Genomic DNA, 26,232 nt, shown 5'->3' on the forward strand with positions numbered 1-26,232 from the left:
TATTCTGACTCATTTTACTTTTTCCTTTTTGAATAATGTTTATTTAACGTTATTCAGTGCCAAGTTACGCTTGGCGGCCATAGCACTTTGGACCCACCTCTTCCCATCCCGAACAGAACCGTGAAACGAAGCTGCGCCGATGATAGTGTGCATTCGCATGTGAAAGTAGGTTACCGCCAGGCACTCTTTATTAGAGACCTCTCATCAAGATTAAATTTGATGAGAGGTTTTCTAGTTTCTGCTCCCTCGATTCGTAAAACTGCGAAATTTCTTCAATAATCTTGTTGCTGATAATAACCGACAAGAATTTTCTTTGAATCAAAATTGCAATTATTTGCAATATTTTCAATAATATTCATTTCTGATTTAAGTGGACGGCTATGAGTGAATCTGAAGTTAAGAAAGAAGATTGGGAAAGAACGCTACTTGAAAATCTTGCTCTGGCATCGCTTCGAGAGCAGCGCCGCACGCGCAGCTGGGGAATATTTTTTAAGCTAATTACTTTTTTATATCTTTTCATTTTATTGTTTGTTGCCTTAGGCTGGATTGAAGACGGCAAAGTTAGAATTGCCGAGAAGCATACCGCTCTGATTGATTTGCGCGGCATGATCACTCCCGATAGCATGAGCAATGCAGATAAAGTTAATGCCAGTCTGCGCTCTGCATTTCAAGATAAAAATACTAAAGGTGTAGTGTTACGCATTAACAGTCCTGGAGGGAGTCCGGTTCAAGCAGGATATATCAATGACGAAATACGTCGCCTGCGCGCCAAATACCCTGATATACCACTTTATGCTGTAGTCGGGGACGTTTGTGCATCAGGTGGATACTATGTTGCTGTAGCTGCTGATAAAATTTTTGTTGATAAAGCCAGCTTGATTGGTTCAATTGGTGTATTGATGGATGGTTTCGGTTTTGCCGGCACTTTGGAAAAATTGGGTGTTGAAAGGCGACTGCTTACTGCTGGTGAGAATAAGAGCTTCCTTGATCCTTTTACGCCGCTGGATCCTGCACAAAGGGAGCATGCGACACATTTGCTGCGTGAAATACATGAGCAATTCATTCAAGTAGTAAAACGGGGTCGAGGCGAACGTCTAAAAGATGTTCCGGAAATATTCAGTGGAATTGTCTGGACGGGTCAAAAAAGCATTGATTTAGGACTTACCGATGCAATGGGCAATGCCGAATATGTCGCGCGCGAAATTATTCAAGCTGAAGACTTGGTTGATTTTACGCCGCATGAGGGTTTGTCGGACTTGTTCAGCAAACGATTTGGTCAAATAGTTTTTAATATGCTTTCCGACCATGCACTAACATTGCGGTAAGAGAAAAATACATTTTCAAACTACTTATTATTGAGCAGCTCTGTTAGTGTTCGCGCTGCTCCGGTTTGCCATGAAGGCAAAACAAGAGCAAAATTTTTTGTCAGTTTTTCAGTATTGAGACGGGAATTGAACGGACGTTTTGCAGGCAGTGGAAAATCACTGCTAGCGATCGGTTGCAACGCGATGGATTGTATTTTGAGTGGGTAGTTCGCGCGTTCTGCATTTTCCAGGATAAATTTAGCAAAGCCATACCATGAGGTGTTCCCACTGGCAGTTAAGTGATACAAACCGGATACCTTGGGTTTTTGCTCAATCATGCGTAATGCATGAGCGGTGATATCGGCAATTAGCTCTGCTCCGGTTGGCGAACCGATTTGATCGTCGACTATGGTCAATTTATCGCGCTGCTGTGCCAAGTGAAGTATCGTTTTTATGAAATTATTTCCATAAGCGGCATAGACCCAACTGGTACGAAAAATCAAATGTAAGCAGCCGGAAGAGCGGATGCTTTTTTCACCTTCCAATTTAGATTCCCCATAGACATTAAGTGGATCGCAGTCATCAGTTTCCAAATAGGGTTGGCTGCTTCGACCATTAAAGACGTAATCCGTCGAATAATGAATGAGCCATGCATTGAGTCTTTTTGCTTCTTGTGCCAGAACAGCAGGTGCCTGAGCATTGAGCGCATAAGCTCGTTCAGGTTCACTTTCAGCTTTATCGACCGCGGTATAAGCTGCTGCATTGACGATGATATCGGGTGAGACTTGCCGGATAGTTTGTTGTATACCGGCGAGATCGTCCAAATCACCGCAAAATTCTTCACTGCTTGAGCTTAACGCGATTAATTCGCCCAGCGGTGCAAGACTGCGCTGCAATTCCCATCCTACCTGGCCATTTTTGCCGAATAATAGAATTTTCATGACTGTAATCCGGTGTAATGTTTTTTTATCCATTCCTGGTAAGCACCGGTTTGCACATCAGTTACCCATTGCCGGTTATTCAAGTACCACTGAATGGTTTTACGTATGCCGGTAGCAAAGGTTTCGACCGGTCTCCAGCCAAGTTCGCGTTCGATTTTCGTCGCATCGATGGCATAGCGCCTGTCGTGCCCTGGCCGATCCTGAACGTGCGTGATGAGGTTATGGAAATTTGTGCCGGGATAAGATTCTTCCAGCAGGTCACAGATGGTATGCACAATTTCGATATTAGGCTTCTCATTCCAGCCGCCTATATTATAAGTTTCTCCAGGAGCGCCGCGCTCCAATGCCCACCGGATCGCGCTGCAATGATCGGTAACATAGAGCCAGTCACGCACTTGTTGACCGTCACCATATACCGGTAAGGATTTTCCTGCTAACGCATTCACGATCATTAACGGAATCAATTTTTCCGGAAACTGGAATGGGCCGTAATTGTTAGAACAATTGGTGGTCAGTATGGGTAACCCATAAGTGTGGTGATAGGCGCGCACTAAATGATCGCTGGCCGCTTTGCTGGCTGAATAGGGGCTATTGGGTTCATAGCGATGCGCTTCTGTAAATGCGGAATCAGTTTTTTTCAATGAACCGTAAACCTCATCGGTTGAAACATGAAGAAAGCGGAAACTTTGTTTTGCAGAGAATTCCAGCTCGCGCCAATAAGCATGTGTTGCTTCCAATAAGCGGAACGTACCCAGAATATTGGTTTGAATGAAATCTTCCGGTCCGAGAATGGAACGATCGACATGGCTTTCAGCAGCCAGATTAATGATTGCGCGCGGTTGGTACTGAGTCAGCAATTGTGAAACCAACCGGGTATCGCCGATATCGCCTTTTACAAATATGTGCCGCGAATCTTGAGACAATGGCGCTAGATTTTGCAAATTTCCGGCATAAGTCAATTTATCGAGATTGATGATCTGTTCATCCGATTGCATCAACCAATCGAGAACAAAATTACTGCCAATAAATCCTGCGCCTCCCGTGACTAAAATCATGCAATTTTCCAGTTGATTAAATCAGTAATCTGAATTCCGGTCTTGTTCATGCTGAATCCCACAGCGGTAAAATCCCCGTTTCTCCCGATTTTACTTGAAATTCACAATCGATGCCGATCCCCGGAACCCATACCAGTTGTTCACCGCAGAACAGTAACGGTAAGGTATTGCGTTGCCAGGGCGGAATGGATGCTTCTTGCAGTAAGTTTTTCAAGCTTCTGCGCGGGCGATTGCAAGCCGGCATAAAACGTTCGCCGCCTTGCCGGGAACGAACAGTCACGGGCGCATTTGATAATTTTTGTTGACTGATACCTTGATCCTTAACGTGCGTAAAACGGATGCTGCCGCTCAGATGCCGCAGCGCTAGACACGATTCTCCCTGCCATGCGCATTGTTCTGGGTTTTGCGGTGAAGGTTGTTTAGGCAGGATATGGACAGCACCTTTGAAACAACGAATTTCGCTATGGCCAAAAACGATATGGAGCCGGTTATCGCTATCCGCGGATAAAAGCTGATTCACAATATCTTCCAATTTTGCTGTGCTGGGAAGTACTGCACCCTGTTGCGACAACATATAGCGCAGGAGATTTTTTGCACGTGGAAAGCTGAGCGTGCGTATGCGCTCGACTTGAAGCAAGCCGGAGACAACGCAATTTTCACTATCCATTGCCGCCAGTTCGTCCAGTAGTGACGACGCTTCGGACAGGTGACGGCTGGTGCGCAGCAGTGTTTTGGGATAACTGGGATAGCGTTTCTTTAGTAAAGGCAGAATCTCGTGCCGCAGGAAATTCCGGTTGAAACCGGTGTCGTTATTGCTCTCGTCGTTGATCCAGGTTAATTGATTCTTTTGAGCGTACGCTTCAATTCTGCTACGGGAAATTTCCAGCAGCGGGCGGAGAATTTGCGGCGCGGCATCGGAATCTTGTTTTCTGATCAGCGGCATCGCGCTCAACCCGCGGATTCCGGCGCCGCGAAATAATTGCAGTAACAGTGTTTCGGCCTGATCGTCCAAGTGTTGCGCCACCACCACGAAATCCGCTTGCATGCGGCTGAAGATGCGATAACGTTCTTCCCGGGCAATGGCTTCAAGACTTGTTCCGGTTTCTTTTTTAAGTTGCAGGGTAGCGATTTGGATTGGAACACCATAAGCTGCGCAGAGATCGCTGCAGAAATGGCTCCAACCGGCTGCATTGCGGCTGATGCCGTGATTCACATGGACAGCGGAAAGCGTAAAGGGTATCTGTTGGGATAATTGAGCGAGTATATCCAGTAGCACGACTGAGTCGACACCGCCGCTCAGTGCAATGGTAAGATGATTGCCCGGTTTTATATGCGCAAGTAATACAGCTTCAGCGTCACCCAGCAGGCTATTCGATTTTGACTTCCTTGAATGAGCCATATGCCATAAGCCGGTCCAGACGTTTTGCCAGAAGCGTTTCACTGGATTGATCTTGAAATTTGCGCAGCGACTCCTGCAATACGGCTTTTACCGATTGCATGATGGCCGGGTAATCCCGGTGAGCGCCCCCTATCGGTTCCGTAATGATGCTGTCGATCAAATTCATTGCTTTCAGCCGGTCGGCCGTAATGCCCATGATTTCCGCGGCTTCGGGGGCTTTGTCGGCGCTTTTCCACAAAATGGAAGCACAGCCTTCCGGCGATATGACGGAATAGGTGGCATACTGCAGCATGTGTATCACATCACCCACGGCAACAGCCAAAGCACCGCCGGAACCACCTTCACCGATAACGATGCAGATAATGGGAATTTTTAACTCTGCCAGAACATAAAGATTTCTGCCGATGGCTTCGGATTGTCCACGCTCTTCTGCATCAATACCGGGATATGCTCCGGGTGTATCGATGAAAGTAATCAGCGGGATCGAGAATTTTTCCGCCAAGCGCATCAAGCGCAATGCTTTGCGATAACCTTCCGGTTTCGGCATGCCAAAGTTACGGTAGATTTTCTCCCGAGTGTCACGCCCTTTCTGATGGCCGATCACCATAACGGTCTGACCGTTAAATCGCGCCAAACCACCGACTATTGCATGATCATCCGAGAAATTCCGGTCGCCATGCAGTTCTTCGAAGTCGGTAAATAGATGTTCTATGTAGTCCAATGTATAGGGGCGTTGCGGATGGCGCGCGACTTGCGAGATTTGCCAGGGTGTCAGTTTTGCGTATACATTTTTTGTCAGGGATTGGCTTTTTGCTTGTAAACGTGCAATTTCAGCAGAGATATCCAAAGCCGAATCATCTTGCGCAAAGCGTAATTCCTCAATTTTTGATTCAAATTCGGCGATATTTTGCTCAAATTCCAGAAAAGTGATTTTCATGTGGGCTAAGATATAATCCTAAAAACGAAATGATACAGGATTTGCGGCTAAATCTGCACCGCCGCATGCAGCAAAATCATGTTGAGCTCGACCTGAGCATTGTACGTTTTAATGCAAACTTGTCTGTTCAATGGACATTCTTTTTCGATGTAATAGGGCCGATGGGCCGCCTGGATGACATGAGGATTTTTTATGAACCGGCGCAATTTTCTGCAACAAATGAGCGTATTGGCCGCGTTACCAGCCGTTTCGCTGATGTGGCCGTTGCGGCTCGCAGCAATGGGTATCAACCCGGCGATTGTACCGCTCAATAAGCCGCACGAAGCATGGCGCGGACTAGTGGCGCCGGAAGCCTACCGGATTTTGTTTGAGGAACAAACCGAAGAGCCCGGCAGTAGTGAACTGAATGGCGAAGAGCGGGATGGGACATTCATTTGTGCCGCTTGTTACTTGCCGCTGTTTGAGAGCCGGAATAAATATGAAAGCGGAAGCGGTTGGCCCAGTTTTACGCAACCGATTGCCGGGCATGTCGGCACCAAAGCGGATTATCAGTTGATTTTTCTGCGTACCGAGTATCATTGCGCGCGTTGCGGAGGACATCAAGGGCATGTTTTTAAAGATGGTCCACCGCCCAGAGGGGAGCGCTGGTGCAATAACGGATTGGCGCTGAAATTCGTGCTGCAAACAGAATCATTGTCGGCATTGAGAAACTGAGAAATGGTCAGGAGATTGAACATCAATAAAATAAACACTATTTCCTTGGGCGATGTGACTCCGAAGATTTTTTTGCGTGATTACTGGCAGAAGCAGCCGTTGCTGGTAAGAAATGCTTTACCGGGTTTTAATGGCTTATTGACACGTGAAGAATTGATGGCATTGGCGTGTGATGAAGATGCGCAATCCCGTCTTGTGATACAGAAAAGCGGCAAATGGCATCTCACGCATGGCCCGTTAAGTGACCGTGATTTGGCAAAGCTGCCTAAAAAACAATGGACATTGCTCGTGCAAGATGTGAATCATTTTCTTGCTCCGGCGCGCGATTTGTTATCAAAGTTCCGATTCATACCGCACGCCCGGCTGGACGATTTGATGGTGAGTTATGCCCCTAAGGGCGGCGGGATCGGGCCGCATTTCGATTCCTATGACGTGTTCCTGCTGCAAGGAATGGGTTCCAGACGGTGGCAGATATCCGCGCAACTGGATGATGAATTTATCGCCGATGCGCCGCTCAGGATTTTGAAGAATTTTCAACCCGAGCAGGAATGGGTGCTCAATCCCGGCGATATGCTCTACTTGCCGCCCAAATACGCGCATAACGGTATCGCCGTGGATGACTGTATGACATATTCCATTGGTTTCCGTGCTCCCAGCCAGCAAGAATTGATAACGCAATTTCTCGTTCATTTGCAGGATACTATTTTAACGGATGGCTGGTATTCCGATCCCGGTTTGCAATGGCAATCGCACCCGTCAAAAATCAGTACTGCAATGCAATCCCGGGTTAAATCAATCTTGAAGAAGATTAACTGGGGGCGCGATGACATCGAGGATTTTCTGGGTATTTATCTCTCGGAACCTAAATCGCATGTTTTCTTTGCGCAACCCGCTAAATCATCGTCATTGCGTGTTTTTCTAAAGCGGATTAAAGAGAATGGAGTGCAGCTGGATTTAAAAAGCAGAATGTTAAGCAGCAACGATAAATTCTTTATTAACGGCGAGACTGTTGAAGTCGGCGCTGATGCATACAAGACATTGATCGAGTTAGCTGACAATTATGAATTGCCGCCCGCTTGCGGAATGGACAAAGAAACTGAGGAAATTCTTTATCAGTGGTATGTCAGTGGCTATATTCAAGTTAAAAACTAAGCGCTGTCTAAAGTAAAGTTTTTGTTCCATCGAATCGCCGGTTAATTTCCTCTGCGACGACTTGTTACTACATTGAATAAATTGAGTAATGTGATCTGGTGAGGCAGAATTTCTTGAATCAAATTTGTATAATCGGATGAGTTCGATTATCCTATTGCACGCAAATCAAAACGAAGAAAATGGGAGATTGAATGTTTAGATTTTCACTGATAGTAATCGCTTTTGCTATATTGACATTAAGTGCTTGTGAAGGAAAGAAAAGTCTTGATGGTTATCCAATGGATAAACCACCTCCATCCGCTTATGGACCTAGAGATTCTGAACCTCAAGGATTAAAATAAAAGGGGTTAGCAAGTAGCAGAGTTACTGCGAAAATATTTTCGCAGTAATCGTCAAAAAGCTGCTTAGAAACACTCTACTTGAGTCACAGATTCTGATAAGGGAATTTGTGACTCGATGATTGATTATAAAAAGATAAATTTACCGGATATTGTTGGTGATTCGTTTTTTTGTACATCAATCAAAATCTCTGGTTTCCATTTTCTCACTGCTGTACTCAAGTAACAGGAAATGGATTTGCAGAAAACGGGAGATCATTCAGATATTTTTATTGTCCGGATGATTAAAACCTGAATGGCAGATATGAATGGATTACTTTCGGCTCAGTAGCATGCTTGAAAGATAAGTTAAATTTGTTATATACTGCGTTGTTTACTTTAAGAACTTTTTATAAGGAAAATCATATGAAATATGCTCTTCTGGCTGCATTTTTACTATCGGTAACTTTATCAGCATGTGGTGGAAAACCTAGCCAAGCACTGCCTGAAACTGAAAAAGCAAACTACGAAAAAATCATCAGTGGTGGCGAAGCAGATAGTAAAAAATAATTCTTCTGCTTGGAAGGATTAATAAAAAACCGCCTTAGGGCGGTTTTTTATTTGTAAATTTGTTTCTATTTTTTGTGCTCTTTAATAAAAGAGAAGAGCTACTACAAAACTAACGCCTCAGGAATCTCATCCAGTCTGAATTGCTCCTGCTATTTAAGCTGCTCGTGCAATAGCTTCAGAATGCGGCTTGCAGTGGCAGAGCCTACGGCTGTTCCATCGTCATTCAGCAGAGTGACATTACTGATATTTGTGCCGGTGTTATGCACCTGTATGCGGTATTTTGCAGCTTTCGCGCTATCTTTATCTCCGCTGCGCCAGAACATGATATTGGAGAGAATACCTTCGTCATCGCCTTTTTTCTTGCTGTCTTTATCAGGACTAACGTAACGTACGAAATAGATGCCTTGCTCTCGATTGCGATCCTCAACGGTAAAGCCAATTCGATCCAGTGCTAAGCCGACTCGCCGCCATGACCGGTCAAATGCTTCGTTAACGACCAGCGAAGTGCCCTCTGAGTTGATGAACGCGCGTTCCGAGGTCGAACTTCTGCCGGTGGTCAGCTCCAGTTTTGCCTTTTGTTCCTCGACGCCGAAGCGCATCATCAAGCGGGATAGCATTTCCGCTTCCAAATCGGGATCTGCCGGGCGCGGTTGCCAGATTGTGCGGTTGAGACTGCCGCCTTCCAGCACTTCAGTCATACCGCGATGGCTGATATATACCTCAGTGGTTGTGTCGTTGCGTTCCAGCCGGGTACGGAATTTGTCGCGTTCAGCAGTTGAATAAATACTGTCCAGAAAGGTGGAAAGAAAAGTACGAATGATATCTTGCGGAATCTTGGCCCGGTTCTCAGCCCAATCGGTTTCCATAATACCGGCTTCGGGGACTTCCATTTTGATCAAGAAACCCAGTTCTTGCCAGAATTCCTTAACTACCGGCCAAACGGCTTCGGGCGGTTGAGGAATCACCAGCCAGCGTTGCGTTCCGGCGCGTTCAATATGCACATTCTGAATGGATAGCGGTATTAAGGAGGAACTGGCGGTTTTTTGCTGTCCGCCGCGTTCGTTGTTGTAGCTGGAGAAAGTGGTGCTGCCGGATGAATTCGCCTCGGGAATTGCGTAACGCTCATCAATAGCCGGTTGAATCAGATCGGGCGGAATTTCCAAAGGCGGCAGTTTTCCTGCGGACTTGTAATCGATGGTTTTAGTTTCCGGGAACAGGTCGATCATTTTGCAACCTGTGCTTGCCAATGAAAGCGTCAATACCAGAGACGGTATAGTGACTTTCCGCCATTTCATTTTTGACATCTTACCTCTTCAAATCGTGGATATTGGCTGACCGCATTGCTTCGCGAATAAGTTGGTGGTATTGGCTGGACAAAGGTGTGAGCGGCAGACGGATTCCGGGACCGATCAATCCCATTTGCTCGACAGCCCATTTTACCGGGATAGGATTGGCTTCTACGAACAGATCGAGGTGTAAACGCAAAAGCTTATTATTGAGCGCACGCGCGGTATTGAGGTCACCTGCAAATGCCGCAACGCACATGTCGTGCATCATCCGGGGTGCTACATTGGCCGTGACTGAAATCACACCATGCCCGCCCAGCAGTAAAAATGCCAGTCCGCTGACATCATCTCCGCTATAAATGAAGAAATCCGACGGCGCGCGTTGTAACAGATCGGAGCCGCGCCCGATATCGCCGGTGGCATCTTTAATGCCGACGATGTTGGGAATCTGCGCTAAACGTAACGCCGTATCGTTGCGGATATCGGCTACCGTCCGGCCCGGAACGTTATATAAGATGTGCGGGATATCAACGGCCTCGGCGATTGCTTTGAAATGTTGATACAACCCTTCCTGCGTCGGTTTATTGTAATAAGGCGCGACCGAGAGGCAGGCATCAACGCCGGCATTCTTGGCGTAAATCGATAAATCGATCGCTTCTCGTGTTGAGTTGGCGCCCGTACCGGCAATCACCGGTATGCGTCCGGCCACATGATCGACCGCGGTACGCATTAACAGGTGATGTTCCTCAAAATCTACTGTCGGGGATTCGCCGGTCGTACCAACGATGACGACACCGTCGGTACCCTGGTCTATGTGGAAATCAAGCAGCGTGCGGAAGCGATCGAGATCCAATCCGCCTTCTTCATCCATCGGGGTGACGATAGCAACCAAGCTACCTTTAAACATGACAATCTATCCGGTAAAAAGAATACATTTTACCCGAATCTCATTGTGTGTAAGTATATTCACCACGTCTCCCGGTCTATTTTTTCTGACTGCCCGTTTCCAATCGCATTTCGGAACGCATTGACATCATACGGCTTATCCGCTCACACGGGTGAAACGGATCGTGTCATCGCTGAGATCAACCTTAATCGTGTCTTTTGCAACAAATTTTCCTTCCAGTATCTCCTTAGCCAATGGATTTTCAATTTGTGTCTGGATCGCGCGTTTTAGCGGACGTGCGCCGAATACCGGATCAAAGCCAACTTCCGAGATCGTCGACAGTGCCGCATCGCTGACCTCAAGTTTCATTTCCAGTTTCGCCAATCTGGCTTCAAGATACTGCAACTGAATCTTAGCGATGGATCGAATATGCTGCTGATCCAACGCATGGAACACGACCACTTCATCGATACGATTAATGAATTCCGGCCTAAAGTAGGTTTTTACCTCACCCATCACAGCCTGTTTGATAACTTGATAATCGTTACCCGACATTTCCTGAATCATTTGCGATCCCAGGTTGGATGTCATGACGATGACGGTATTTTTAAAATCAACCGTGCGTCCTTGGCCATCGGTCATGCGCCCGTCATCCAGAACTTGCAATAACACATTGAATACATCGGGATGCGCTTTTTCCACTTCATCCAGTAGAATGACCGCGTACGGTTTTCTACGCACCAGTTCGGTCAAATAACCGCCTTCCTCGTAGCCGACATAGCCCGGCGGTGCGCCGATCAAGCGCGCAACCGAGTGTTTTTCCATGAATTCGGACATGTCGATACGGATCAAATGATCTTCCGAATCGAACAGAAAGCCGGCCAAGGCTTTGCACAACTCGGTCTTGCCCACACCGGTCGGACCCAGGAACAGGAACGATCCATACGGCCGGTTCGGATCGGACAGACCGGCGCGGGAACGGCGGATGGCGTCGGACACCAGCCGTACCGCTTCATCCTGCCCGACCACGCGGTCATGCAGCTTTTGTTCCATCAGCAGCAGTTTTTCGCGCTCACCCTGCATCATTTTCGATACCGGAATACCGGTCGCGCGCGACACCACTTCGGCGATTTCTTCCGCGCCCACTTGGGTGCGTAATAGTTTAGGTCTGGCTGCAGTGGCGGTATCAGTATCTTCACTCTGTTGTTTCAGTTGCGATTGCAATTGCGCTTCCAGTTGCGGCAGTCGTCCGTACTGCAATTCCGAAACTTTCTGCCAATCGCCTTTACGGGTGGCCGTTTCGATTTCCAGCTTGATTTTTTCCATTTCCTCTTTGACTTGCTGCGAACCTTGCACCTGGAATTTTTCCGTTTTCCAGATTTCCGCCAGATCGGCGTATTCGCGTTCTTTTTGTTTTATTTCATCTTCCAGCAGCTGGAGGCGTTTTTGCGAAGCTTCGTCCTTCTCTTTTTTGATCGCTTCACGTTCAATTTTAAGCTGTATCAAACGCCGGTCCAGTTTATCCAGCGCTTCCGGTTTGGAGTCAATTTCCATGCGGATACGCGCCGCAGCTTCGTCGATCAGATCGATCGCCTTGTCCGGCAGGAAGCGGTCGGTGATATAGCGGTTGGATAATTCCGCCGCCGCGACAATGGCGGGGTCGGTGATATCCACGCCATGATGCACTTCGTATTTTTCCTGCAAGCCGCGCAGGATTGCAATGGTGGCTTCCACACTCGGTTCTTCCACCAGCACTTTCTGGAAGCGCCGTTCCAGCGCAGCGTCTTTTTCAATGTATTTGCGGTATTCATCCAGGGTGGTCGCGCCGACGCAGTGCAATTCTCCGCGCGCCAATGCTGGCTTTAGCATGTTACCGGCGTCCATCGCGCCTTCCGCCTTACCGGCACCCACCATGGTATGCAGCTCGTCGATGAAAACAATGGTTTTTCCTTCATCCTGTGCGAGTTCTTTCAGTACCGATTTGAGACGTTCTTCAAATTCGCCGCGATACTTCGCGCCAGCGAGCAGGGCGGCCATATCCAGAGAGAGAACGCGTTTGTCTTTCAGGCTTTCCGGCACTTCCCCGTTGATTATGCGCTGCGCCAAGCCCTCAACGATGGCGGTTTTACCCACGCCCGGCTCACCGATCAGCACCGGGTTGTTTTTGGTGCGCCGTTGCAGCACTTGTATTGCCCGGCGGATTTCATCGTCGCGCCCGATCACCGGATCCAGTTTGCCTTGACGCGCGCGCTCGGTGAGATCCAGCGTGTATTTTTTCAAGGCTTCGCGGCTGCTTTCCGCTTCCGCGCTACTGACCTGTTCGCCGCCACGGATGGCGTTGATGGCGCGTTCCAATGCTGCGGCATTGGCGCCATGCTGTTTGAGTAATGCGCTAATCTCGCCTTTGTCCTGCAAACAGGCCAGCAGGAACATTTCTGAAGCGATGAATTGATCATTGCGTTTTTGCGCTTCCTTATCCGCGAGATTAAGCAAATTATTCAGGGGGCGTGAGATATGCACTTCCCCGCCCGCATTTTCCACTTTCGGCAGGCGCTGCACGCTCTGTTTGACGCTCTCCAGCAGCGGTGTGGTATTGACACCGGAGCGTTGCAATAAAGAAACGGTGCTGCCATCGTCTTGTTGCAGTAACGCCAAAAGAAGATGCTGCGGTTCGATGGCCGGATTATCCTGACCGACCGCGATACTTTGCGCATCCGCGAAGGCTTGTTGAAACTTAGTGGTTAGTTTGTCAAAACGCATTAAATTCTCCCATCGTAGGTTGTTGTTGCCTACGTGGGGGAAATGTGTGAAATTTCAAGAGTGAATTAACCGGTCGAACGGATGGCGTGAATCTTGTTCTTATGTGGCGCGGGTTTAATGAGTATGTGTTCGATCTCAGCGGCAGTGACCGGCTTGCTGAAATAATAGCCCTGGTAGTGATTGCAGTGCTGAGCGCGCAAGAGATTGAGTTGTTCCTCAGTCTCTATGCCTTCCGCGATGACATCCATTTCCAGGCTGTGCGCCATCGCGATGATCGTTGCGACAATGGTGTGGTCGCTTCTGTCGGTGACGATGTCGCGCACGAAGGTGCGGTCGATTTTGAGCGTATGAATCGGGAAACGCTTCAGATAGCTGAGACTCGAATAGCCTGTGCCGAAATCATCAATCGAGATACGAATGCCCATGGCGTTGAGACAATTGAGCGTTTCCACGACTTTCTCAATATTATCGATCAGCATGCTTTCGGTGATTTCCAGCGTGATGTACTGGGCCGCTATGCCGGTTTCTTCAAGGATGCGGGCAATATTGCCGGTGAGTTCCTTGTCACGGAATTGCCGTGCCGACAGGTTAATCGCTACTTTAGGCACGCGATAGCCTTGCGCCTGCCAAGTTTTGATTTGTTCGCACACTGTTTTCAATACCCACTCACCGATCGGAATAATTAAACCGGTTTCTTCCGCCAGGTTAATGAATTTATCCGGTGCGATCAGCTTGTGTTGCGGATGCCGCCAGCGTAGTAGTGCCTCCACGCTATGCAGCCGATGATCCGGCATATCCATGATCGGCTGGTAATGTAAAACTAACTCATTGCGCTCCAGCGCATAACGTAAATCGAGACTGAGCGTGTGCCGTTCATGCGCCGATTTATTGAGATCATCGGTGAAGAACTGATAGTTGTTGCGGCCGTTTTCCTTGGCGTGATACATCGCCACATCGCTGTTCTTCAACAAAGTTTCCGCATTTGCGCCGTCATTCGGGAAAACGGCGATGCCGATGCTGCCGCAGATGTGTAATTCATTCTTGTGGATGTAGTAGGGGCGCATCAATGCATCGAGAATTTTCTGCGCCACTTTGGCGGCATCCAGCGATTCGGCAATCGTATTCAGTACCACAATAAATTCATCGCCGCCCTGCCGGGCCACGGTATCTTCGCTGCGCACACAAGTCAGCAATCTTTCCGCAACGGCTTGCAGCAGCAGGTCACCGATATCGTGACCGAGTGAGTCATTGATCGTTTTGAAATGATCCAGATCGATAAATAACACCGCCATTTGCTTATGACTGCGTGTATCGTGCACCAGCGCTTGTTCGATACGGTCTTGCAGCAAATGCCGGTTGGGCAGGCCGGTCAGGGCATCGTGCGTGGATATTTCGATGATGCGTTTTTCCGCTTCTTTGCGCTCGTACCAGCGGCTCAGGTCATGCGCCACAGTATCGATGAGATTTTGCTCGTAAGGCAGGGAAAACGGGAAATCTTGCGTATAGGATACTCTTAACCGCCCGCATGCCTCCCCATTGGCGATAATCGCCGCGCTGATTGCATTGGGAAGATCGGCTTGATAGCGGGCGGTGGCGAACTGTTTGCCGCCCAAGGTGATAAAAGCACCGGCTGCTTCGGGGAATTGCAACGCTTGTGTCAGCGATTTGAGTATGTTCTGGCAAGTTTTTTCTGTGTCTTGATCTTGCTCCAGATAGTTGCGTACCGCATGTAAACAATTACTCTCCTTCAAGCGCTCGCTGAGGTCGAGGTCTTTTTGCTTGCGTGCGGTAATATCGACTTTCACGGAGAGGTAACGATCGATTTCTCCATTTAGCCCGACAAGCGGTACGATGGTCGAATCGACCCAATACAGCTTACCCGATTTACTGCGGTTGCAAATTTCCTGGTGCCAGGTTTGACCTTTGGCGATTGCAGTCCACATCCCGGTAAAAAATGACGGTGAATGCGTGCTTGAGTTTAATATGCGATGATCCTGTCCAATCAGTTCCTCGGGCGAATAACCGCTGACTTCACAAAACTTTTCATTGACTTGGATAATCTTGCCCTTAAGATCGGTGATCGAAATTAAAGCGAGCTTACCAATCGCGTTTAAATAAGCGGTTAATTCCGAAGAAATTTTCTCAGCGTTGTTTTTGGCTTGAATGAGTTTATGGTGCGCCTCAGCCGAATCATTCTGGGAGTTGATTGTTTTATGGATGAGCGGTTTGATCAGCCAATACACGACAGCCATACCGATGGCGACCAGTAAGCCTAAGTACAATGAAATGGTTTGGATCTGGCTGGAAAGATTACTGTACAGTTCTTTTTCATCGATCTTGAGTACCGCGCCCAATCCGTAAGCAACCGGTGAATAGGCTGCCACCACATCGATTTGGCGGTAATCCTTGGTGAATTTAACACCCTGTTGTCCTTCCAGTGCGAAATGCAGCGGTAATGGGTTATTGGACATGATGCGCTGCATGCGCTGAAACTGGTTTCCATTGATTGCGCGCAGGAAGCAATCCATCTCGAAATAACTTTCCTTGACCGGTGCGCACAAAAGAAAATCACCGGTTTCCCCGATTAAGACGGCTTCCCTGAATATCCTGGCCAGATCGGGAGCAAGTTCTTCGGTGACGACTCTGCCAATGAATTGATTGTTTTCATTGACGATGCGCAGGGAATTGCGGATAACGAACTGTTCCCGCCACAATAATGCCGTGTCGATATCGGCCCCGGTGTTCAGTTCGATGCGCGAATTCGGATGACTGGAATGGACTCCTGCATCGAGTATGAGATTGTCTTCGGCGTCATAGATACTGATGCCGGAGAAATGAGTGGTCAGTATTTTTTCCGCGACGCGCTGTAGATCGGCGATGCCTTCTTGCCTGGATTCATCCGTCCGCGTTTTTTCTAGGCTTTGAGTCAGCAGGGTGCTGGTGGCTACGATTTTGGTGTTGGATACGGAATGCGCAATTTGATTTTCGATCAATTTCACCGTGTTTTCCAGCGCCATTCTGAGCCCGGAAGTCGTCATCGCTTCCGTTTGCGGCTGCATGACGCTATACACAGAGAATCCCGCTGACAAGATGAGCGCACTCAGTGTCAGTCCGCTGATAACACGGATCTTTTTGTCATCCTGATTGATAAAAAAGCGGAACATTATGTATCGTATGGCTACCTGCTGGTCTGTAGGAACGGTATAAGGCGTAAGGCATGTATTATCGGTAGCCGGGTAGTGGACTTAAGCGTTATTTAGAGGGCTTTTTTTCCCCTTATTCTCAGTATGATAGGGAAAGCTTGCAGGGGAGGTTTTTTACATCGGACGAGAAGTTCAAGCGTAATGGCGAATCTGTCAATCTATGTTTTTTTCTTCAGCGGTACCGGGTAGGGGTACAAAATATTCAGCGCGACACTTTTTCCGGCAGTTTCGACGATACGCACATGTTCACGCTTAAATTGCCGCGCGTGACGCAAGCCGCACGAATGCGCGATCATGTTGATTTCTTTGTTGACGTTGCGGGCATAATTCGCAACCCGCAGATATTTTTCTTCCACCACCAGACCGTTTTGCAGCCGTTCGTTGTGCGTCGTGATGCCGGTGGGGCAGGTGTTCAGATGGCAGCGCATCGCCTGGATACAACCCAATGAGAACATAAAACCGCGCGCGGTGTTGACAAAGTCGGCACCGGCGCAGAGCGCCCAGGCCCCTTCTGCGGATGTCACCAGTTTTCCGGCAGCGATTACATAAATACGCTTTTTCAGGTCCGCTTGCAATAAAGCATCGACAACGCGCGGCAGGGCTTCCGCGATCGGCAAGCTGACGTGATCCATCAGTGTCTGCGGCGCCGCGCCGCTGCCTCCTTCGCCGCCGTCGATGGTCAGAAAATCCGGCGCATAATCGAGTCCGCGGCGGTTGATGCTGTCGCATAGCTCATTGATGAAATTCCAGCCGCCGATCGCCGTCTTGATGCCGACCGGACGCCCGGTCAGTTCTCGGATGTAATGGATTTTATCGAGCAGCTCGTCGATGTTGTTGATGTCCTTGTGGCGATTCGGGCTGATCGAATCCTGATTAACCGGGATGCCACGGATCGCGGCGATCTCGCTATGCACTTTACCGGCCGGCAGCAATCCGCCTTTGCCGGGCTTCGCGCCTTGCGACAGCTTGATTTCAAACGCCTTGACCACTTTGCTCAATTCTTTCGCGCGCTGCGGCGAGAAATTGCCGTGCTCGTCGCGGATGCCGTATTTCGCGGTGCCGATTTGCATGATCACATCGCAGCCGCCTTCCAGGTGATACGGCGCTAAACCGCCTTCGCCGGTATTCAACCAGCAACCGGCCTGCGCGGCGCCGAGCGATAACGCGCGTACCGCAGGCTTGGAAATGGCGCCGTAACTCATGCCGCTGATATTGATGATCGATTTCGCCTCGAACGGCTGTTCGCAGTAGCCTTCGCCGATATGCAGCGACGGCGTGGGCAACTGATCTTCTTCCTGAATCGGGAAAGCGGCGTTGACAAAAATAATCGAACCCGGCTGGCGCAAATCGTTGGTCGAACCGAAGCCGACCACGCTGCCTTTATTCTTGGAATTCTTGTAAATCCAGCCGCGCGTGGCGCGATTGAACGGCATTTCATCGCGATCATTGGCGAAGAAATATTGCCGGAAGTATTTGCCCTGGATCTCGAAAAAATAGCGTAAGCGTCCAATGACCGGATAGTTGCGCAGAATCGAGTGCTTTTTTTGCGTTACATCTTGGATGAACCAGACGACGATCATGCCGACGGTAACAACACCCAGCATTGTGGCAATGCTATAAATGATCAGATCAATCGCGCTGGACATACAATCTCCTGGTTATGCTGGGCAACCTATATACTATCTGTTCGATGAGTGTAAGTGAACTGTGCGGACAGTATGGAAAACCGCCGGAAATACGGCGATGCCAGTCCGGTAACCTATAATGCGCTCTCCGTTGATAATAAGGGAACAAAAGAATTGAAAGATTTACACGATGAAATTCACGCCAATGTGCAACGCGCGCTGCAAGAGGATATCGGCAGCGGCGATTTGACGGCTACATTGATTCCGGAGGAAACCGCTTTAGCTGCTACTGTGGTTAGCCGGGAAAACGCGGTGTTATGCGGCATGCAGTGGTTTGAGGCGTGTTTCCGGTTGCTGAATCCGGCAACCGTGGTCAAGTGGTTTGCCAAGGATGGCGATGCGGTGCGGGCCGGGCAGGCGCTTTGCCGTATTCAAGGCAATGCCCGCACGATGCTTACCGCCGAGCGTTCGGCGTTGAATTTTCTGCAACTGCTATCCGCTGTGGCGACGCAAACGCGGCGTTATGCCGATGCCATTGCCGGTACTCGGGCGGTGATCGTCGATACGCGCAAAACGCTGCCGGGATTGCGCGTGGCGCAGAAATACTCGGTTACGTGCGGCGGCGGGGTGAATCATCGAATTGGTTTGTACGACGGAATTCTGATCAAGGAAAATCACATCATCGCGGCGGGCGGCATCCAACCGGCGTTAAAGAAAGCGATGGCAATTGCGCCACCGGGTGTTTTTGTCCAGATTGAAGTGGAATCATTGCAGGAATTACAGGAAGCACTGACAGCCGGTGCTCGCATGGTGTTGCTGGATAATTTCGCGCTGGATCAGCTGGCGGATGCCGTGGCGCTGACCCGCGGGCAAGCGGGTGAAGCGGTGATCCTGGAAGCCTCCGGTAACATTACCTTGGATAATGTACGCCAGGTGGCGGAAACGGGTGTTGACCGGATATCGATCGGCAGCTTGACCAAGAATATCCAAGCGATCGATTTGTCGATGCGGTTTGCCGAGCCGGGATAAAACCAACCGTGCAGCCAAGCGGTTTTTTTTATTCGAGCGGCTGCTTGGTTTCCGGATCCAATGCCAGGATGTTCGCTGGCGCATTTTCTGCATCCAAAACCGGCTCAAACCAAGCCAGATTCTCATGCAATTTGACGACTTCGCCGACAATGATCAGTGTGGGTGGAGTCAAATGAGCGGCTTCCGCCAGACCGGGCAGTGTGCGCAGGGTTCCGGTGACGATTCTTTGTTTTTGCGTGGTGCCTTGCTGGATGATGGCGGCGGGCGTGCTGCCCGGCAGTCCGTGCGCGATCAATTGCTGGCAGAGTACCGATAATCCCAGCAGCCCCATATAGATCACGATAGTTTGATGGGGGCGGGCGAGATGGGGCCAGTCGAGATCGATGCTGTTGTTTTTCAGGTGGCCGGTGACAAAAATGCACGATTGCGCATAATCCCGGTGCGTGAGCGGAATGCCCGCATAAGCCGCAACACCCGAGGCGGCGGTAATGCCGGGTACCACCTGAAAAGGGATATGGTGCGCGGCCAAGGTTTCGATTTCTTCACCGCCACGGCCGAAAATAAAAGGATCGCCGCCTTTCAGCCGCAATACCCGCTTACCTTCTTGCGCCAATCGCACCAGCAGCTGGTTGATCGATTCCTGCGCCAGGGTATGACGGTTGCGTTCTTTTCCGGCATAAATGCGCGTGGCGTCGCGGCGCACCATATCCAGAATCGCTGGAGAAACCAGGCGGTCATAAACGACGACATCGGCTTGCTGCATCAGGCGCATGGCGCGAAACGTCAGTAAATCGGGATTTCCCGGACCGGCGCCGACCAGATACACTTCGCCCTGCGCCGGTTCGTCTTTTTCCTGTTGCAGCGATTGCAACAAATAATCCTGCGCCGCTTGATCCTTCCCAGCCAATACCATGGCCGCAAACCGGCCTTGCAGCGCTTTCTCCCAGAACATGCGGCGTTTTTCCGGGTGAGTGAAGTGTTGTTTGACCTGACTGCGGAAATTGCCTGCCATAGCCGCCAGTCGGGCATAAGCCGCCGGTATCATGGTTTCGAGTTGCGCGCGTAACAGTCGCGCCAGAACCGGGGATTGCCCGCCGCTGGAGATGGCGATCAGCAGCGGTGAACGGTCGACGATGGACGGCATGATGAAAGTACATAATTCGGGATCATCCACGACATTGACCGGAATTTGCCGTTGCTGTGCCGCTGCGGAAACCTGCCGGTTGGTCACGCGGTCATCGGTTGCGGCAATGACTAAAACGATATTTTCCAGATGTCTGGGCTGGAAATATTCAGCATGGTGCTGGATTTTTCCGCACGCGAGGTATTCATTCAATACCGCATCCAATTCGGGCGAGACGATTGAAACGTGCGCCCCCGCCTGGAGCAACAGCATAGTCTTACGCGTGGCGACTTCACCGCCGCCGACGACCAGGCAAGCTTGGTTTTTGATATTGAGGAAGACCGGCAGAAAATCCATACTGTTTTGAAGAGTTCTTTAATCCCAATAATAAAGGAAGCGCTGATCAATTCTAAGCCAAATACCGGCTTATGCGTTAATCAGCGCTTCCTTGAGTGGCGGCTATTTTCTACAGCGCTATCCGCGTGTGGAAGTTTTTACCGGGTGAAGTCTATAGGCTGGATTCCAGCTTAAGTATATCTTCCAGTTTGATGTTCGTTCCGGTTCCTTTGAATACCGTGCCCACTTTTTTCTTGTTCAGATGCTCGATATTGAGGTTGTAGACTTCTTTGGACAGCGGGAAATATTTGACTTCCGTCACCAGCGCCGCGGCATTCTGCATGTAGAAGTTAACAAATTCCTGAACTTCGGGTTTTTCAGTGGATTTGGCGTTGATGTAGATGAATATCGGGCGCGATAATGGCTTATAGCTATTATTTTCTACCGTTGTAGCGGAGGGCAGCACACCGCCGTTGCCATTATCAATCGCGACAGCACTGATTTTTTTGCTGTTTTCGATGTAATAGGCGAAACCGAAGAATCCTAACGCGTAAATGTCACTGGCGACGCCTTGTACCAGGACGTTGTCATCTTCCGATGCGGTGAAATCGCCGCGGCTTGATTTGGCTTTGCCGACAACGGCTTCGGTGAAGTATTCAAAGGTGCCGGAATCCGCGCCGGGACCATACAGTTTGATTTTTTTGTCCGGCCATTCGGGATTGATTTGATTCCAGTTGGTGATTTTACCTTGCGCACCCGGTTCCCAGATTCTTTTCAGTTCATCGACGGTGATGGTTTTGCTCCAGGTGTTTTTAGGATTTACAACGACGGTTAAAGCATCAAATGCGATGGGCATTTCGATATATTGCACGCCTGCTTCCTTACAGGCTTCCATTTCCAATTGCGTGATGGGGCGCGAGGCATTGACGATATCGATCTCATTGCGGCAGAATTTTTTGAACCCGCCGCCTGTTCCGGAAATACCCACGGTCACACGAACCGCGCCGCGTTTGGCGATCTGGAAGTCTTCCGCAACGGCTTCGGTAATGGGGAAAACCGTGCTGGAACCATCGATCTTTACGATCGGACTGGCGACTGCTGTTGCAATAACCGACGTGCTCAAAAGTGCAGCCGCTAAGAATGTTCTGAAATTAAACGAGGTCAACATGAATATGTTCTCCAGGTGAGTCAATAAAATGGTCATGAAAGATTGTGCAACCGTTGTGGTATCTTATTTCAGAATTATTACAGGATTATGACAATCATTTTTTTGCCATAAGGCCGATGCGCGTGTGTTGGTTTTTTGCGGCTTTTTGCAAAAGAGCTACCGCTAAAATGACACCCGCATCAAGAATTGCTGGCAGTCTGGATAGTTTCAGCGATACGCTCAGCCCAGTGATTGATTTTATGTTTCGATTCCCCTTCAACCATGACGCGGATCAGCGGCTCCGTGCCCGATGCGCGAATCAGCACGCGGCCTTTATCGTTCAAATCGGTCTCGGCTTCTTCCCGTACGGTTTTGACCGCTCTATTGGTACTGAAATTAAACGGTTTGGGAGTTTTCACATTGATCAGGCGTTGCGGGTAAAGTGCAACGCCGCGCATGAACTCGGCCAGTGTTTTATGGGTATCGCGTAACGCGTACAACACTTGCAGGGCGGAAATGATGCCGTCGCCGGTTGTGTGTTTGTCCATGCAAATGATATGCCCGGAATTCTCGCCGCCGAGCTGCCATCCTTTTTCTTGCAATAATTCCAGCACGTAGCGGTCACCGACATTGGCGCGGAGAAACGGAATATTCATTTTTTTGAATTGAGCTTCGATCGCCAGATTGGTCATCAACGTACCGACAACACCACCGGTCAGCGCTTTTCTTTGCAGGCGGTGCTTGGCGATGATATAGATCAGCTGATCGCCATCATAAATTTGGCCTTTTTTGTCGGCCATCATGAGCCGGTCGCCGTCGCCATCCAACGCAATACCTAAGTCGGCGTGATGCTGTTTGACTGCTTTTTGCAATGTGGCGCAATGCGTAGCACCACATTCAAGATTGATATTAAGCCCATTCGGTTGAACGCCTATGGGTATGACATCCGCCCCCAATTCGTGCATGACGTGACCGGCGATATGATAAGCAGCGCCATGCGCGCAATCGACGACGATGCGCAGTCCGCGTAGATCGAGATGATAGGGGAAGGTGCTTTTGCAAAATTCGATATAGCGGCCGGCGGCATCGTCAATCCGTTGTACTTTCCCCAATTGCGCGGAAGGTTTGGTTTCGATGGGCGTATGGATGCCGCTTTCGATTTTATGTTCTATCTCATCCGGTAATTTTCTACCTTCGGCAGAAAAGAATTTGACACCGTTATCTTCAAATAGATTATGCGATGCCGAGATCACGATCCCGGCTTGTAACCGTAAGGCGCGGATTAGATACGCGATGGCCGGCGTCGGCATCGGCCCGGAGAGGAGGACATCCACACCGGCGGCGCATAATCCTGCTTCCAAAGCGGATTCCAGCATATACCCCGATACCCGGGTATCCTTACCGATCAGAACGGTCGGGCGTTTGCCTTGCATCAGATGCCAATCGGCAGCAGCAAGCACTTTGCCGGCGGAATAACCCAGGTGCATAATGAAGTCGGGTGTAATGGGCTCTTTACCTACACGCCCGCGGATACCATCTGTTCCAAAATATTTTTTAGTCAATTTGAGCGGTGTTTAATTGCGATTCGATGCGGTTGAATGGATTTCCTGCGTGACACAATTTTTCATTGCCGTGTAGACAGCAAGCGCTTCCTTGGTAGCTTTGACATCGTGCACACGCACAATTTTGGCACCTTTGACTACTGCAAGCAAGGCTGCCGCGATACTTTCATGGATCCGATCAGCTGCGCTGTTTCCCGTGACGGCGCCGAGCATCGATTTGCGCGATAAACCTGCTAACAGTGGAACACCAAGTGAGGTCAACTGATCCAGCTGGTTTAACAGGGTGAAGTTATGCTGTAGCGTTTTGCCAAAACCAAAACCCGGATCGATCACCAACCGGTCTTTCGCTATGCCCGCCGATTTCGCGGCTTGGATGTGTTGTTGCAGGAAGTCTTTGACTTCATGAACGATATCTTTGTACTGCGGGTTTTCTTGCATATTCCTCGGTGTGCCTTGCATATGCATTAAACAAATTTGCACCTGCGCATGCGGAGCTACCGCTTCCAGGGCGCCGGGGCTACGCAGCGCATTGACATCGTTAATCATGAAAGCGCCTGCTGCTATGGCTTGCTTCATCACTTCGGGTTTGGAAGTATCAACCGATAGGGGAATTTGACTATCGGTGAGCGCTTCCAGTACCGGGATGACACGATTTAACTCTTCATCGATGCTGACTTGCTGACTCCCCGGTCGCGTTGATTCTCCGCCAATGTCGAGGATATCGGCGCCTTCATCGATCAAATGCTTGGCGTGGGCAATCGCTTGCTGTGCCGATAAGTACAGCCCGCCATCCGAGAAAGAGTCGGGTGTCACGTTGATGATGCCCATGATCAACGGGCGATTGCTTGACAGGATTGGGTTTTGCACGAATGAAGACACAGTCGGATAAAAGGAGTTGTAGAAATGAAAACGGGATACGATTTTATGGTCGTATCCCGTTTATCCCGATTACTGACGATTAATCAGCTTCTTTTGCAATCTCTTGCGGTGCAGCGGGTTCTTTAGGTTCATCCGTTTTTACCGCAGCAGATGGTCCTTCAGTTGCCACTGTGGATGACATCGATTGAGGTGGTTTGGGTGGACGCGGTGGGCGGCCATCCATGATATCGTTGATTTGATCGCTATCAATCGTTTCCCATTCCAGCAATGCCTTAGTCATGGCTTCAATCTTGTCTTTGTTTTCTTCAATGAGTTTACGAGCGATTGCATATTGCTCATCTACGATGCGGCGAACTTCCGCATCGACGGTCTGCATCGTTTTTTCACTCATATTTTTATGTGTGGTTACTGAACGGCCGAGAAAAACCTCGCCTTCATTCTCACCATAAACCATCGGTCCAAGCTTGTCGGACATCCCCCACTGGGTAACCATTTGCCGCGCCAGTTCGGTAGCACGCTCAAAGTCATTGGATGCGCCGGTAGTCATTTGATGCATGAAAACTTCCTCAGCGATACGGCCGCCAAACATCACGGAAATTCTTTGCAGAATTTCTTCGCGTTCCATGCTGAAACGGTCTTCCGTTGGCAATTGCATCGTGACACCCAATGCGCGGCCACGCGGAATAATCGTTACTTTATGCACCGGGTCGGTTTTCGGCAGCAATTGAGCTACTACCGCATGACCCGATTCATGGTAAGCGGTATTCCGGCGTTCGTGCTCCGGCATGACCATCGAGCGGCGTTCCGCACCCATGAAAATTTTGTCTTTTGCGCGTTCAAAATCTTCCATGTCGACCAGACGCTTGTTGCTGCGCGCGGCAAACAACGCTGCTTCATTGACCAGATTGGCCAGATCTGCACCCGACATACCGGGTGTGCCACGCGCCAGAATGTCCGCTTTTACATCGGGTGAAAGCGGTACTTTGCGCATATGCACATGCAGAATTTGTTCCCGTCCACGAATGTCTGGCAGAGGCACAGTGACTTGACGGTCAAAACGGCCGGGACGTAACAATGCAGGGTCCAATACATCCGGACGGTTCGTTGCTGCGATTACGATCACGCCCATGGCGCCTTCAAAACCGTCCATTTCCACCAGCAATTGGTTTAGCGTTTGCTCGCGTTCGTCGTTCCCGCCACCCAGTCCGGCGCCGCGTTGACGGCCTACCGCATCAATCTCGTCAATGAAAATAATGCAGGGTGCATGTTTTTTAGCTTGCTCGAACATATCACGCACACGGGATGCGCCCACGCCGACGAACATTTCAACGAAATCCGAACCGGAAATGCTGAAGAAAGGTACTCCCGCTTCTCCTGCGATTGCCCGCGCCAGCAATGTTTTACCGGTACCTGGGCTGCCTACCATCAAAACACCGCGAGGGATTCTTCCGCCAAGTTTCTGGAATTTGGACGGGTCGCGCAGGAATTCAACCAGCTCCGATACTTCTTCTTTTGCTTCCTCACAGCCTGCGACGTCGTTGAAAGTCACTGTGTTGGCTGATTTATCCAACATGCGCGCCTTGCTTTTGCCGAATGAGAAGGCGCCGCCATTGCGTCCGCCACCTTGCATTTGCCGCATGAAGAAAATCCATACCGCAATCAGTAATAGCATTGGGAACCATGAGATGAAAATACTCATCAGCATGGATGGTTCTTCTTCCGGTTTAGCTTCAACAATCACGCCGGCTTTGAGTAGATCACTGACCATCCATGGATCGGACGGCGCATAGGTGGTAAAGCGTCTGCCATCGGATTTCGTGCCTTTCAGGGTACGGCCTTCAATGACAACTTTGGCAATTCTGCCTTGATTCAATTCAGAAATGAATTGAGAATATTCCATTGGTACTTGCGTCGGTTGACGTACGCTGAATTGGTTAAATACGGTCATCAACACGAGTGCAATTACCAGCCAAATGGCCATGTTTTTAATTAAGTTATTCAAGATAG

Annotated in this window: 20 protein-coding genes and 1 rRNA gene; 7 read left to right on the forward strand and 14 right to left on the reverse strand. The window is 49.5% G+C overall.

The window, feature by feature from the left end; all coding sequences use genetic code 11:
• Positions 1 to 69: 69 nt before the first annotated feature.
• Positions 70 to 182 (forward strand): 5S ribosomal RNA (gene rrf, locus ABD07_RS10345).
• Between the two features lie 198 nt (positions 183 to 380).
• Entirely contained in the window at positions 381 to 1,325 is a 945-nt protein-coding gene (locus ABD07_RS10350) for a S49 family peptidase (RefSeq protein ID WP_160818193.1), read from the forward strand.
• A 20-nt stretch (positions 1,326 to 1,345) separates the two neighbouring features.
• Here the strand turns inward: ABD07_RS10350 and rfbD are convergent, their stop codons facing one another.
• From rfbD to ABD07_RS10370, 4 genes are read right to left on the reverse strand one after another with little or no spacing between them, the layout of a single operon-like run.
• A complete protein-coding gene (gene rfbD / locus ABD07_RS10355; protein ID WP_160818194.1) occupies positions 1,346 to 2,245 on the reverse strand; it encodes a dTDP-4-dehydrorhamnose reductase in 900 nt (299 codons plus the stop codon).
• On the reverse strand, positions 2,242 to 3,300 hold the full coding sequence (gene rfbB / locus ABD07_RS10360; RefSeq protein ID WP_160818195.1) for a dTDP-glucose 4,6-dehydratase: 1,059 nt from the start codon (positions 3,298 to 3,300) through the stop codon (positions 2,242 to 2,244). Before rfbB ends, rfbD begins: the two co-directional genes overlap by 4 nt.
• 46 nt (positions 3,301 to 3,346) lie before the next feature.
• On the reverse strand, positions 3,347 to 4,699 hold the full coding sequence (tilS, locus tag ABD07_RS10365) for a tRNA lysidine(34) synthetase TilS (protein WP_160818196.1): 1,353 nt from the start codon (positions 4,697 to 4,699) through the stop codon (positions 3,347 to 3,349).
• Entirely contained in the window at positions 4,668 to 5,636 is a 969-nt protein-coding gene (locus tag ABD07_RS10370) for an acetyl-CoA carboxylase carboxyltransferase subunit alpha (protein WP_108697472.1), read from the reverse strand. Before ABD07_RS10370 ends, tilS begins: the two co-directional genes overlap by 32 nt.
• 192 nt (positions 5,637 to 5,828) lie before the next feature.
• Between ABD07_RS10370 and msrB the strand changes: the two genes are divergently transcribed.
• The 4 genes from msrB (at position 5,829) to ABD07_RS10385 (ending at position 8,389) form a co-directional block, all read left to right on the forward strand.
• Positions 5,829 to 6,350 carry a peptide-methionine (R)-S-oxide reductase MsrB gene (msrB, locus tag ABD07_RS10375; RefSeq protein ID WP_160818197.1) on the forward strand — a complete coding sequence of 174 codons (522 nt, stop codon included), beginning with the start codon at positions 5,829 to 5,831 and terminating at the stop codon, positions 6,348 to 6,350.
• 21 nt (positions 6,351 to 6,371) lie between these two features.
• On the forward strand, positions 6,372 to 7,502 hold the full coding sequence (locus ABD07_RS10380) for a JmjC domain-containing protein (protein WP_338040586.1): 1,131 nt from the start codon (positions 6,372 to 6,374) through the stop codon (positions 7,500 to 7,502).
• A gap of 191 nt (positions 7,503 to 7,693) precedes the next feature.
• A complete protein-coding gene (locus tag ABD07_RS14700) occupies positions 7,694 to 7,843 on the forward strand; it encodes a hypothetical protein (RefSeq protein WP_164502821.1) in 150 nt (49 codons plus the stop codon).
• A gap of 402 nt (positions 7,844 to 8,245) precedes the next feature.
• Positions 8,246 to 8,389 (forward strand): putative periplasmic lipoprotein, encoded by a 144-nt coding sequence (locus ABD07_RS10385; protein ID WP_160818199.1) that lies wholly within the window; start codon positions 8,246 to 8,248, stop codon positions 8,387 to 8,389.
• A gap of 149 nt (positions 8,390 to 8,538) precedes the next feature.
• Here ABD07_RS10385 and bamC read toward each other — a convergent pair whose 3' ends face one another.
• The 5 genes from bamC to ABD07_RS10410 all read right to left on the reverse strand — a co-directional run bounded on the left by bamC (position 8,539) and on the right by ABD07_RS10410 (position 18,170).
• Positions 8,539 to 9,693 carry an outer membrane protein assembly factor BamC gene (gene bamC / locus ABD07_RS10390; protein WP_160818200.1) on the reverse strand — a complete coding sequence of 385 codons (1,155 nt, stop codon included), beginning with the start codon at positions 9,691 to 9,693 and terminating at the stop codon, positions 8,539 to 8,541.
• Between the two features lies 1 nt (position 9,694).
• Positions 9,695 to 10,582 carry a 4-hydroxy-tetrahydrodipicolinate synthase gene (gene dapA / locus ABD07_RS10395; RefSeq protein WP_108697476.1) on the reverse strand — a complete coding sequence of 296 codons (888 nt, stop codon included), beginning with the start codon at positions 10,580 to 10,582 and terminating at the stop codon, positions 9,695 to 9,697.
• Positions 10,583 to 10,717: 135 nt separating this feature from the next.
• Positions 10,718 to 13,321: an ATP-dependent chaperone ClpB gene (gene clpB, locus ABD07_RS10400; RefSeq protein ID WP_160818201.1), complete on the reverse strand. Its 2,604-nt coding sequence runs from the start codon at positions 13,319 to 13,321 to the stop codon at positions 10,718 to 10,720.
• 65 nt (positions 13,322 to 13,386) lie between these two features.
• Positions 13,387 to 16,485, reverse strand: a complete 3,099-nt coding sequence (locus ABD07_RS10405; RefSeq protein WP_160818202.1) for a sensor domain-containing protein — start codon at positions 16,483 to 16,485, stop codon at positions 13,387 to 13,389.
• Positions 16,486 to 16,682: 197 nt separating this feature from the next.
• Positions 16,683 to 18,170 (reverse strand): FMN-binding glutamate synthase family protein, encoded by a 1,488-nt coding sequence (locus ABD07_RS10410; protein WP_160818203.1) that lies wholly within the window; start codon positions 18,168 to 18,170, stop codon positions 16,683 to 16,685.
• A 153-nt stretch (positions 18,171 to 18,323) separates the two neighbouring features.
• On the opposite strand from ABD07_RS10410, the gene nadC reads away from it, so the two are divergent.
• Positions 18,324 to 19,178: a carboxylating nicotinate-nucleotide diphosphorylase gene (nadC, locus tag ABD07_RS10415; RefSeq protein WP_240142518.1), complete on the forward strand. Its 855-nt coding sequence runs from the start codon at positions 18,324 to 18,326 to the stop codon at positions 19,176 to 19,178.
• A gap of 28 nt (positions 19,179 to 19,206) precedes the next feature.
• Here nadC and cysG read toward each other — a convergent pair whose 3' ends face one another.
• The 5 genes from cysG to ftsH all read right to left on the reverse strand — a co-directional run bounded on the left by cysG (position 19,207) and on the right by ftsH (position 26,227).
• Positions 19,207 to 20,658 (reverse strand): siroheme synthase CysG, encoded by a 1,452-nt coding sequence (cysG, locus tag ABD07_RS10420; RefSeq protein WP_160818204.1) that lies wholly within the window; start codon positions 20,656 to 20,658, stop codon positions 19,207 to 19,209.
• 151 nt (positions 20,659 to 20,809) lie between these two features.
• Entirely contained in the window at positions 20,810 to 21,805 is a 996-nt protein-coding gene (locus tag ABD07_RS10425) for a PstS family phosphate ABC transporter substrate-binding protein (RefSeq protein WP_160818205.1), read from the reverse strand.
• A gap of 179 nt (positions 21,806 to 21,984) precedes the next feature.
• Positions 21,985 to 23,346 carry a phosphoglucosamine mutase gene (gene glmM / locus ABD07_RS10430; RefSeq protein ID WP_160818206.1) on the reverse strand — a complete coding sequence of 454 codons (1,362 nt, stop codon included), beginning with the start codon at positions 23,344 to 23,346 and terminating at the stop codon, positions 21,985 to 21,987.
• A 12-nt stretch (positions 23,347 to 23,358) separates the two neighbouring features.
• Positions 23,359 to 24,174, reverse strand: a complete 816-nt coding sequence (gene folP / locus ABD07_RS10435) for a dihydropteroate synthase (RefSeq protein WP_160818256.1) — start codon at positions 24,172 to 24,174, stop codon at positions 23,359 to 23,361.
• Positions 24,175 to 24,304: 130 nt separating this feature from the next.
• The gene (ftsH, locus tag ABD07_RS10440; RefSeq protein ID WP_108697489.1) at positions 24,305 to 26,227 is read right to left on the reverse strand and encodes an ATP-dependent zinc metalloprotease FtsH; all 1,923 of its coding nucleotides are present in this window, start codon (positions 26,225 to 26,227) and stop codon (positions 24,305 to 24,307) included.
• Positions 26,228 to 26,232 lie beyond the last annotated feature (5 nt).

The sequence above is a fragment of the Nitrosomonas oligotropha genome (assembly GCF_009833085.1).
Lineage (GTDB): Bacteria > Pseudomonadota > Gammaproteobacteria > Burkholderiales > Nitrosomonadaceae > Nitrosomonas > Nitrosomonas oligotropha.

Bases quoted from the DNA above. Each gene is read 5' to 3' on its own strand.
- ABD07_RS10350 (WP_160818193.1), top strand. From the start codon at position 381: ATGAGTGAATCTGAAGTTAAGAAAGAAGATTGGGAAAGAACGCTACTT.
- rfbD (WP_160818194.1), bottom strand. From the start codon at position 2,245: ATGAAAATTCTATTATTCGGCAAAAATGGCCAGGTAGGATGGGAATTG.
- rfbB (WP_160818195.1), bottom strand. From the start codon at position 3,300: ATGATTTTAGTCACGGGAGGCGCAGGATTTATTGGCAGTAATTTTGTT.
- tilS (WP_160818196.1), bottom strand. From the start codon at position 4,699: ATGGCTCATTCAAGGAAGTCAAAATCGAATAGCCTGCTGGGTGACGCT.
- ABD07_RS10370 (WP_108697472.1), bottom strand. From the start codon at position 5,636: ATGAAAATCACTTTTCTGGAATTTGAGCAAAATATCGCCGAATTTGAA.
- msrB (WP_160818197.1), top strand. From the start codon at position 5,829: ATGAACCGGCGCAATTTTCTGCAACAAATGAGCGTATTGGCCGCGTTA.
- ABD07_RS14700 (WP_164502821.1), top strand. From the start codon at position 7,694: ATGTTTAGATTTTCACTGATAGTAATCGCTTTTGCTATATTGACATTA.
- ABD07_RS10385 (WP_160818199.1), top strand. From the start codon at position 8,246: ATGAAATATGCTCTTCTGGCTGCATTTTTACTATCGGTAACTTTATCA.
- bamC (WP_160818200.1), bottom strand. From the start codon at position 9,693: ATGTCAAAAATGAAATGGCGGAAAGTCACTATACCGTCTCTGGTATTG.
- dapA (WP_108697476.1), bottom strand. From the start codon at position 10,582: ATGTTTAAAGGTAGCTTGGTTGCTATCGTCACCCCGATGGATGAAGAA.
- clpB (WP_160818201.1), bottom strand. From the start codon at position 13,321: ATGCGTTTTGACAAACTAACCACTAAGTTTCAACAAGCCTTCGCGGAT.
- ABD07_RS10405 (WP_160818202.1), bottom strand. From the start codon at position 16,485: ATGTTCCGCTTTTTTATCAATCAGGATGACAAAAAGATCCGTGTTATC.
- ABD07_RS10410 (WP_160818203.1), bottom strand. From the start codon at position 18,170: ATGTCCAGCGCGATTGATCTGATCATTTATAGCATTGCCACAATGCTG.
- cysG (WP_160818204.1), bottom strand. From the start codon at position 20,658: ATGGATTTTCTGCCGGTCTTCCTCAATATCAAAAACCAAGCTTGCCTG.
- ABD07_RS10425 (WP_160818205.1), bottom strand. From the start codon at position 21,805: ATGTTGACCTCGTTTAATTTCAGAACATTCTTAGCGGCTGCACTTTTG.
- folP (WP_160818256.1), bottom strand. From the start codon at position 24,174: ATGGGCATCATCAACGTGACACCCGACTCTTTCTCGGATGGCGGGCTG.